Source organism: Marinagarivorans sp., assembly GCF_982758155.1.
In genome coordinates this window covers 1-10,025 of the sequence record NZ_CEXWTU010000040.1, presented here as the reverse complement: position 1 = coordinate 10,025, position 10,025 = coordinate 1, and the positions used below count along the sequence as shown (strand labels likewise).

Here is a 10,025-nt window from a genome sequence, read left to right as displayed (position 1 = left end):
GGCATCAACGCCCAGAATAGGGTTAGCCCCCGAACTACCTGCAAGGTCTAACAGTGCATTACTGCCGTAATAATCTTTTGCACTCGTCGCCCCTAACACAACCGCACCCGAGGCACTTATCACTAAACTTTCAGAAGGTGCGCCAGGAAACAGCCTAAAAGGCAAGGTCTCACTATTGGTCACATCACGAATAAAATAGCTGGTTTCATTCCCCCCTACATCCCACGTTTGCGCGGTAAAGCCACCGCTAATATCTTGTTCAAAACGCTGCGAGGGCGTATTACTCGATTTAATATGCAAGTTCAGCGCAGGCGTTGAAGTACCCAAGCCTAAATAGCCAGAACTATCTAAATAAATACCCGCATCGGGAGCGCCCGCTTCAATGGTAAAAGGGGTTTTTGCACCATCAATATCATCAATGCTGAATTTATTCATGCCGCCGTTAGACGAATCATTGGCGGTAATTTGCCAATCATTCGTAGGAAATGAGCTACTGCCGCTGGTATCTTGAAACCGAATACGTAAATTATTTTCTTTTAAGCGAATCGTATCAAAACTAAACACTTCGCCAGTAACACAATCAATCCCAGCGCAAATACTGCCCACAGCGACTAAATCATCTTGTATTTGTTGGTCAGCTCCTGCCCCGGCACTACACATCAGTGTTGCACCCGCTAACACTGAACCTGCAAAAAGCAGACTACGCGACTGTGCGATATTTTTTTCCGCTAATCCAAATAAAGGGTTTTTCATTATCAACATCCTCGGTTAGCGTGATGGTAAAGTTTGAGTATCGTCAATTTTATCAAACTTTTTTATTTGGCCGTCTTCAAAATAAAAGGAGCCACTTTGAGAAACCCCATAAATCGCTTGCGTTGCGTTTGAGTCTCGACCGTTATTAAGCTGACTTTTCACCTGCGCCCCTTCACCCGCCACAGACGCCGTAAGCTGGTACCGATAACGCCCATCACTAGGACTACCCGCATCATATAAATTAATAGAAGGAATACTATCAATTGATGATTGAGTGACAAAAAAACCATGGGGACCTGAAACACTGATCGTCACATTTTTAGCCACTTGATTGGCATTAAAAATTAAGTCCGCACCTGAAAACGCCTCAGTCGCAATATTGTTATCGCCATTGCCAAACGCGCCAGCACTCAACGACCCCAAAAGCATTAATGATAATAAAAAATTTTTAACCTTCATTATAGGATCCAGTATTTTGTGTCATTTAAAAAACCAAGTATCTAAAATGCATTCACTCTGTAGGGAAAAGGCAATAATAGATTATCCAAAGAGGTGCAAAATTCCATTTCCTCACCGATGTATTTAAAGGGTACGTAGCGCAGGCCTATACAAACACAGAACAGTAAAGTCACGTACCGATAAAGGCGTTACATTACCGAGGCGCCCTTCAACCCAAAACAAGTGCATACTGTAAATAACAAAGACAAGAACGCGTAACCAACATTAATGGATGACAAGTTACTCCCTTACTCCCAACCACCAAACAGAAACAACATTTCAGCACACTCAACACCAATAGGCTCACAACCACATCAATCTAACCCTATAAAATATAGCAGAGGCTCGACCCAAAGATATAAAAAAACAGCCTAAAACTGGACTTAAAATCACCTATAAAACCAATAAAAACAAACAAAAAGGTATAACAGAAATCTAACTTAAGAAAAACAAAAAACAAAGAGAAAAAATGATTAAACATGCTATCTTTTAGTAATAAAAATCGATTAGTTATTAGCGCCCCACACCACCTCTTATTCGATATCATTAGCGTTATTGGAAATAAGTCATGACTGTTAAAAATATATATCATCTAAACTTAGCGCCTAAATTATTGATATTGTTGCTACTTACATCCTGCGGAAACTCGCAGCAGACAGACACAACCAATGACTTGGCAGACACTACACCCGCAGCCAACAACTCAAGCGAAACCATTCCAGCCGACGATACTAAAAACACTATAACCGCGCTGGATAGCGACGCATCATGGACAAGTGAAAGCACCGAAAACAACACCATACAAGAAACCCCGCCATCCCTACCCGTCAACTCTCAAGCTATTGATAGCGACTCAAACTGGCACCCCGGAACAACTGAGCTCAACTTAGACGCGCAACCCAACGATGGATCTGAGACGAGCAAAAAAGAAGCACCGGTTGATAGCGATGAGAACTGGCAGGCTTAAGGGACGAGGCTGAAATACCCAGCAAAAGCTAAAGGCATGAACAAGGCATGGGAGATAGATGAGGCTTATTAGGGGCGCGAAGGCGTCAAACGCCTACGCTAAGAAGTACAATCTTGAAAACAAAAACAATATTCACGAATAGCGGTTACGCACTCGCATAGGGTTTCTTGGTCGGTATTGATTGAAATATCGGCATTCAAAGGGGGATCAAAAGGGGCTGAAACGCCCGTAAACTGATCAATCTCACCACAAAAAGCTTTTTGATATAAACCTTTGGGGTCTCGTTTAGCGCAAATCGCTAAAGGCGTTGCAACATAAACCTCAACAAAGCAAGGGCCTAGCAATTCACGTAGCTTGTTGCGGCTGATCTCGGAGGGGGTAATAAAACTAGCAACTACTGTGCTGCCTTGCTGGCAGTATTGCTTAGCCAAGTACCCTGCACGCAATAAGCTCTCTTGCCTATCTTGTTCACTAAAGCCTAAATCAGCGCAAAGGGTTTTACGTAACACATCACCATCTAAGCGTTTAACAGGTAAACCTAATGCTGCTAACTGCTCAGCCAGTGCATCACCTACCGTACTTTTACCCGCACCCGACAGACCTTCTAGCCAGATCACTTTTGCATACATTGTCATCTCCAAAAAATAATCAGCTGATATTTGCGCGCAAAATTTACTATTTTTGTGCCCTCACACATTAAGAGCAGTGAAAATCATTTTAGTCCCTAACGACGCGAACATAAAAAATTAGGCGCCAGTAATACCCTATTGTCGCCCGCGGAAACCTCATTTTTCTACCCCAACCCAAAAACCCAGTTTTGAAATAAACGAGACACCCAAATATAGCAAATAGTTATAAAAACCAACTCGTGCCCCCCTCTCCTGTCATCTATTATCTGTCAGTCATTCATATAAGGGCCGAGGAAAAAATACTTTATCCAATAATACTTGTTTCCTGTCTCCTCAACGGCGTTGTTCAAAGCGTTACATGCCTAGGCATGCGCCTCTTCGAGCGCCTTGGTGAGAAAACAGGCTCCCTCGTCTAAATGGACAAACTATTATTGCCTCGCCCCTAACCATAAATTATTTTAGGATGTGAGCATATGCTTAAACTCCCTAACGGCCTCAATTTACGGTTGGCAACGCCTGGCGATACAACCTTTATGGCCGATCTCTATCGCACCACACGGCAAGACTTACAACACATAAATCAAGACCAGGAAAGCATTAACGCATTTATTAATATGCAGTTTAACGCTCAGCAGAAAAGCTACAGCCAGCAATTCCCCAATGCGATCTATTGGGTGATAGAGCTGCACGAAAAACCGATTGGCAAAGTCACACTAGACTTTAGTCCGGATGTTGTTCACCTTATTGATTTTGCTTTATTGCCTAACATGCAAAATAAAGGTTATGGCCAAGCCATGATAAAATCATTACAGGTAGCGGCACAAAAAGTAGCGGCGCCACTACTCATTAGCGCAGCTAAAGATAATCAGCGCGCAATAAAGCTCTATAGCCAACTGGGTTTTACCTTTGAAGACTCTTCACCATCACCGTTATACCAACGCATGGTTTGGCAACCAGAATCAACTAAAGCCTTTTCTTTTGCATAACCAACAATAAACAGGAGCAAGAATGACTGAGTTAACATTAGAGACAGCCAAAAAACTAGCCGGGCAAACCATAAGCCTGTCAGGTAATAACTTAGAGGATCCCGTTACCGCTAAGGTGTCAGAAATTATTGAAAATACTGCTAATGGCACTGACTGGGAGTGTTTCACTTTGATTCTTGATGTGGGCGAGACCCCAACCGAGGTTACACAAGGTATTTATAATTTTGAGTCCAGTGAATATAAAAATGAACACATTTTTTTAAGCCCTAATAGCTTTACAGAATGTGAAATTGTTGTTTCGCGAAAAGTCGCTAAAGCTTAATGCTCTTTTTGTAAGTGCTGCCTTTATTAGTGCTTTGTTCTTTTCATATCAACATGGAGAAACCCTATGAGTGAACCTTTTTTGGCCGAAGTGAAAATAGTCGGCTTTAACTTTGCACCACGTGGTTGGGCTTTTTGTGATGGGCAAATACTGCCTATCAATCAAAACCAATCACTCTACTCGCTACTGGGCACAACCTATGGCGGCGACGGGAGAACTTCATTTGCCCTGCCCGATTTAAGGTCGCGCACCCCGATACATAAAGGGGACACTCATCCATTGGGGCAAAAAGGTGGAGCCGAGTCAATAACGCTAACTGCCGCACAAATAGCCGCTCATGAACATGCAGCACACGCCAGTGCGGCCGAAGCAAATGGAAACAATGTCGAGGGAGCAGATGTATTAGCTGATGCTCTTACGCCACTGTACATCGAGCCGACTGCAGCTAATGCTGTGTCGCTTCACTCTGGAACTATTGGTAATACCGGAGGCGGTCAAGCTCATGACAATATGCAGCCTTACACCACATTGAGTTACTGCATTGCATTAATGGGACTTTTCCCCTCAAGAAATTAAGCGGAGCGATTTTATGTCAGAACCTTTTGTTGGTGAAATCAGAATGTTCGCCGGAAATTTTGCGCCGCGCGGATGGGCTTTTTGTGATGGGCAGTTATTAGCTGTTAGTCAAAACGATGCATTATTTTCATTGTACGGAACTATTTACGGAGGCGATGGGCGCACAACTTTCGGCTTACCCGATATGCGAGGACGCATCTCTATACATCAAGGGCAAGGCCCAGGGTTGAGTTCTAGGCCGCTAGGTGCTAAGTCAGGAGTAGAAAAGGTAACGCTGACCGAGAATCAAATGCCAAGTCACAGCCATGCTTTTGAGGCCTCAACTGCAGCCGCAAGTTCTGAAATCCCTACCGATAAAGTACTTGGCGACACCTCGGCAGGTCGGCTCAAGTACTTAATAGACGCTGTGCCGAACACCAGCCTTAATCAGCTATCCATAGATAATACCGGCGGCTCACAGCCGCATACGAACTTACAGCCGACCTTGTGCATTAATTATATTGTTGCACTGTTTGGTATTTATCCTTCGCGTCAATAGGAGTATTTGAGCTATGTCAGAACCGTTTATTGCAGAAATCAGAATTTTTGCTGGTAATTTTGCACCAAGAGGCTGGGCCTTTTGTGATGGTCAACTATTGCCCATTTCGAATAATACTGCCTTGTTTTCGTTGATAGGGACTACCTATGGTGGCGATGGCCGAACCACGACTGCTTTACCTGATTTACAGGGGCGCTCAGCAATGCACCCCGGCAGTGGGCCAGGGTTGACTCGTCGTCGTCTCGGTGAGAATGTCGGCGTTGAAACTGTGACCTTAAGTGAGGCGCAAATCCCTAATCATAAACACAGTTTAAATGGTAATAATGATGCGATAGGGAATGCTGCAACGCCATCGGCAGCGGTAGGGCTTTCTAGAGCACGAGGCGGTCTTATGTTCAGTGATGATACTGCCAATTTAGTGCCTCTTGCTAACACTACAGTTAATACTGCAGGTGGGGGGCAAGCACACGGAAATATGCAGCCTTACATTGCCATGAATTTCATTATTGCCCTGGTAGGACTATATCCATCTAGAAGCTAAGGGGCGAGCACGAAATAAATTGCTGGAATTTGGGTTTGTGGGTGCTTGCTTGACGAGGCGAAAATATGGCGTAATAGCCGGCTATTGCAAATATTTTTAACGAAGGCAAGCGTGCACCCAGGAATTCAAAAGCGGGAAGTTATTTCATGCACGGCCCTAAGCGTACAGCACCTTGGTTTACGCTGTAACCAAGGTGCTGTCATTACCCCCCCGCTTTGTGAACAATATTTTACGAATAACACTCTATAGAACGTACACCTTCGAATGAATGATCATGACGCCAAGCACCTATAAAAAATTCTTATCGGCTAGCCTAAAGAGCCTAATACTCTGGCTAACATTAACGCCTTTAGCGCAGTCAAAAGCGTCACAAGAAACGATTAAATTCTTAAATTTTGGCGAGCCTGTAACGTTAAAAAAAGTAGGTAATTACTACCACAATGCAGATAACAAAATTGCCTTTAAGGTTTCAAATAACATCATCATTCTGCACAATCAACCGATCACATTAAAATCACTGAAAACAACATCCAAAAAAATCACCCAAAAAAACACCCTTTACCGCCATAACAACTTAGAAATTAGCTTATTGGAGACCCATAACATAACGCAGGTAAATGAACTGCAAGGGTTAATAAACGCACTACAAAATCAAAAAAATATAGTTGCGGTACAGCCTGATATATTACAAATTAGAACAAAAAAAATTACTGACAATAGTCAGGATAATTCACACCCTGCTGAATCATTATCACCTAATCAGTATTTAAATTACCTCGATAAAATTGGCATACAACAGCTTTGGCGTTTTACACTAGGGCAAGGCGTGAGAGTTGCCGTTATTGATGACGGATTTGAATTACAACATTCGGCCTTAAGCCACATCACACCACTATTTCAATACGACACCGAACAAAAGTCACTAACCGCAACCCCCCTTTCACGATTAGATACTCACGGCACAAAAATAGCAGGGGTCATATTTGCAAACCACAACATTGAAAACCACAGCATTGAAAACCACAGTATTGAAAACAACAATATTAAAAACAACAGCGCATCAAACCCTTATAACGAACAATCAAATAACGAATTTTCTAAACATTTTCGCATTAAAGGAATAGCACCTAAAGCTGACTTTATTGCGATACGGCAACCCAACACCTGGACATCGCAAACGGTAACGAGCTTTCAAATCGCCAACCTATACAATGTAGACATAATCAATTGCTCGTGGAATTCCCCTTTATTACTAGAGCCTATCGCCGTAGCAATAAATTCTCTAAGTACCTATGGTCGCAGCGGTAAAGGTACAGCTATCATCATCGCTGCAGGCAACCAAGGGCACATTATCAAACCCTTCAGCATAGAAGCTTCATTGGCGCTACCCATTGTGGTTGGTGCGCATAATACTCAAGGTCAAAAGATGATTTCCAGTAACTTTGGTAAGAGCGTTGATGTTTTTGCCTTGGGCAGCACAGTACTAACATCAGGCCAAAATAATCAATACAAGGCATTATCGGGCACTTCTCTAGCCGCTGCCATTACCACCGGTGCTAGCGCACTGTTATTGGCTCAAGACCCAACCCAAACTATTGACACGTTAACAATAAACCTGAAACATTTATTACTAACAAACGATTCCAAAGAATTCGATAGAGTGAATTATGCTAGAAACTAATAGCCCAGAGGTGATAGATACATCCCCGGACACTAAAAAAGATGAAAAAAAAGAGGCTACCGACTTTAGCCATGGGGCTACCGACTTCAGTTGTGAATATTCTGACAATCTACCCCAAATTCTAAAGCAGCTTAATATCTCACTCGCATTCACCTCATACCAAGCCGGTCGCCTTATGCTTGTGCGTACAGATGGGGTTGATATTGATATTAATTACAAGGCATTTGCGCGCCCCATGGGGTTATCGGTATCTGAGACGGGCTTAACCCTCGGCACCTTTACGCAGGTGATTAACTTCCAGCGTGCCGATAACTTGGTCGATACGCTCAAGAAACCCTTAACACCTATTGAAGACGACATTACGGCTCCCAGGCTTCACCTCAAAGAAGGTGACAAAGCCCAAAAAACTGAAGCACCATTGCCCGACACTCTCACTGAGGAGGAACGCCTCGAACGAGAAGAAATGATAGCTGCAATGCGTCGTTATGAAGAGCAGCAACATCAACCTGTCGATGCTCGAGTAGATGCTTGCTTTATCCCACGCTCTGTACATTATTCCGGCATGATCAATATCCACGATATTGCATGGGGTAATGAGGGCTTATGGGCGGTCAACTCGAGTTTCTCTTGTCTTTGTACGCTCTCTCCAGATTACAGCTTCGTACCGCAATGGAAGCCTTATTTTATTTCTGAATTAGTACCCGAAGATCGCTGTCATTTAAATGGCATGACACTTAAAGACGGCGAACCTGCATACGTTTCGACATTTTCTCGTTACAACTCGGCGGGGCAATGGCGGCAAGGTGAAAAATTTAATGGCACCTTAATGGATGTAGAAAACAACGCCATTATTCTTGAAGGGTTAGCCATGCCGCACTCACCAAGATGGCATCAAGATTGGCTTTATTATTGTAATTCGGGTTGTGGTGAATTTTCGAGAATCAACCCCAGCACAGGCCAAAACGAAACCCTTGTAGAGCTACAGGGGTTTACCCGAGGTGTAGATTTTTATGGCGACATTGCCTTTGTAGGTACCTCCAAAGTAAGGGCCGGAAATGTGTTAAACGCCCCGCCTTTAGCGCAAAAATACAGTGACACATTTTCGGGGATATGGCTAATTGATACCGCCAATAACCGTAAAATTGGCTATATCAAATTCACCGGTAATGTAGAACAAATCTATGACGTGGCAATTATATCGGGCAGTACGTTTCCTGAAATTTTAGAACCTAATAATCCGCGGGTACGAAATCATTTTCTTATTCCATAAAGCCTTCTATATGCTCAAAATAAGCTAATCTCAATACTAACCATTTTTTAAATAATATGTTCAGCGTAGCAAGTTCACTCACCACTCTGTTATGCCGTATTTTTCACTGATGAGCCAGTAAACATTATGACGACGATAAAGTACGCACCTAAACGCTTAAATCAAGCATTAAAACTTGCCATCCCTTTGTTAGCGATATCGGGCAACGGGTTTGCCGCTAGCCGAATGGCTGGTAGCTCGCGTACTCATAGCCGTAATGTACTCGGTATAAAGGCCGCTGTTGTTACAACGAGTGTTACAACGAATGTTACAGCGGGTGCTACAACAACTGATGCGACGGCTGTTGCGCCAGGCGCACTGAGCAGCCCTCCACATAAGACTGCGCAGCAAAAGTCACAGCGTTCGGCTTTTGATGCATTTAGTCGTCGGCCTGCCACTCAACCAAAAGCACAAACACTGGCTATTAATACGCAAGCACTCGCTTTTTTGGCAGAAAATAACTTACTTAATAGCAACGCAACCAAAGCACTGCAAGCAACCACATCGGGCAACACCACCCCAGGGCGAAAAAACTTTTCCCACACGATGACAGCGGGCGAAGGCTTTTTCTCGATAACCAACTGTTCTGGTGGTCAGCATGCATTCTTTCAGTGGAATCCGGCTGGCCCCCAGTGTACGGTTACAGGTGGCGCAGGGGGATTCCAATCTGGAGCGTCCTTAGCGGCATGCCAAGCTTTTCATGATGCGTGCAACTCACCGGATCATACCGCAACCGCCCCCGAAATAAACCTACAAGGCAATAGCCAAAGTATTGCCGATGGCGACGTAATCCCAACTACTGCAGATCATACTGATTTTGGTACCCACAGTTTAGGCGGCGCAAATTTAATACGCACATTCACCATTCAAAATACCGGCGATGGTGCTTTGGATTTAACAGGCTCCCCACTTGTTGCCATCTCTGGCTCGGGTGATTTCACGGTGACTACTCAGCCCGCATCCGACCCAGTTTCTGCAGCAGGTAATACCACTTTTGAAGTCACGTTAGATCCTTCTACGCTCGGTACGCAAACATCAACCATTACCATTACTAGTGATGATGCCGATGAGGCCACCTATAATTTTAATATTACGGCCGCTATTACTTCACCCGCCATTAGCAGTGCTACCTACAATGCCAGCACCGGCAGCCTTGTGGTTACCGGTACTGATTTTGAAGCCAAACTCGGTGGCGCCAACGATGTCGACGTATCAGCTTTAACGC

11 protein-coding genes and 1 pseudogene are annotated in these 10,025 nt (G+C 43.9%); 9 read left to right on the top strand and 3 right to left on the bottom strand.

Translation table 11 applies throughout. The features are described from left to right. A pseudogene (locus AC3A8L_RS06945) lies at window positions 1-753 on the bottom strand (hypothetical protein); the annotation flags it as partial. Window positions 754-768: 15 nt separating this feature from the next. Continuing rightward, window positions 769-1,212 (bottom strand): hypothetical protein, encoded by a 444-nt coding sequence (locus tag AC3A8L_RS06940; RefSeq protein ID WP_487961509.1) that lies wholly within the window; start codon window positions 1,210-1,212, stop codon window positions 769-771. A 607-nt stretch (window positions 1,213-1,819) separates the two neighbouring features. Here AC3A8L_RS06940 and AC3A8L_RS06935 point away from each other — a divergent pair. Next, window positions 1,820-2,218, top strand: a complete 399-nt coding sequence (locus tag AC3A8L_RS06935; protein WP_487961508.1) for a hypothetical protein — start codon at window positions 1,820-1,822, stop codon at window positions 2,216-2,218. 98 nt (window positions 2,219-2,316) lie between these two features. On the opposite strand, the gene cysC is transcribed toward AC3A8L_RS06935, so the two are convergent. Further along, window positions 2,317-2,847 (bottom strand): adenylyl-sulfate kinase, encoded by a 531-nt coding sequence (cysC, locus tag AC3A8L_RS06930; protein ID WP_487961507.1) that lies wholly within the window; start codon window positions 2,845-2,847, stop codon window positions 2,317-2,319. A 473-nt stretch (window positions 2,848-3,320) separates the two neighbouring features. Here cysC and AC3A8L_RS06925 point away from each other — a divergent pair, with 473 nt between their 5' ends. The 8 genes from AC3A8L_RS06925 to AC3A8L_RS06890 all read left to right on the top strand — a co-directional run. Further along, window positions 3,321-3,833, top strand: a complete 513-nt coding sequence (locus tag AC3A8L_RS06925) for a GNAT family N-acetyltransferase (protein WP_487961506.1) — start codon at window positions 3,321-3,323, stop codon at window positions 3,831-3,833. A 22-nt stretch (window positions 3,834-3,855) separates the two neighbouring features. After that, window positions 3,856-4,155 carry a DUF6916 family protein gene (locus tag AC3A8L_RS06920; RefSeq protein ID WP_487961505.1) on the top strand — a complete coding sequence of 100 codons (300 nt, stop codon included), beginning with the start codon at window positions 3,856-3,858 and terminating at the stop codon, window positions 4,153-4,155. A gap of 66 nt (window positions 4,156-4,221) precedes the next feature. Beyond that, window positions 4,222-4,731 (top strand): phage tail protein, encoded by a 510-nt coding sequence (locus AC3A8L_RS06915; RefSeq protein ID WP_487961504.1) that lies wholly within the window; start codon window positions 4,222-4,224, stop codon window positions 4,729-4,731. Between the two features lie 13 nt (window positions 4,732-4,744). Continuing rightward, window positions 4,745-5,269 carry a phage tail protein gene (locus AC3A8L_RS06910; protein WP_487961503.1) on the top strand — a complete coding sequence of 175 codons (525 nt, stop codon included), beginning with the start codon at window positions 4,745-4,747 and terminating at the stop codon, window positions 5,267-5,269. 13 nt (window positions 5,270-5,282) lie between these two features. After that, window positions 5,283-5,810, top strand: coding sequence for a phage tail protein (locus AC3A8L_RS06905; RefSeq protein ID WP_487961502.1), 528 nt, complete (start codon window positions 5,283-5,285; stop codon window positions 5,808-5,810). A 274-nt stretch (window positions 5,811-6,084) separates the two neighbouring features. Beyond that, entirely contained in the window at window positions 6,085-7,491 is a 1,407-nt protein-coding gene (locus tag AC3A8L_RS06900; protein ID WP_487961501.1) for a S8 family peptidase, read from the top strand. After that, complete coding sequence (locus AC3A8L_RS06895) at window positions 7,478-8,761, top strand: TIGR03032 family protein (protein ID WP_487961500.1); 1,284 nt, start codon at window positions 7,478-7,480, stop codon at window positions 8,759-8,761. The genes AC3A8L_RS06900 and AC3A8L_RS06895 overlap by 14 nt, the downstream gene beginning before the upstream one ends. Window positions 8,762-8,887: 126 nt before the next feature. After that, the coding region (locus AC3A8L_RS06890) for a choice-of-anchor D domain-containing protein (RefSeq protein WP_487961499.1) at window positions 8,888-10,025 on the top strand (1,138 nt) is incomplete at its 3' end.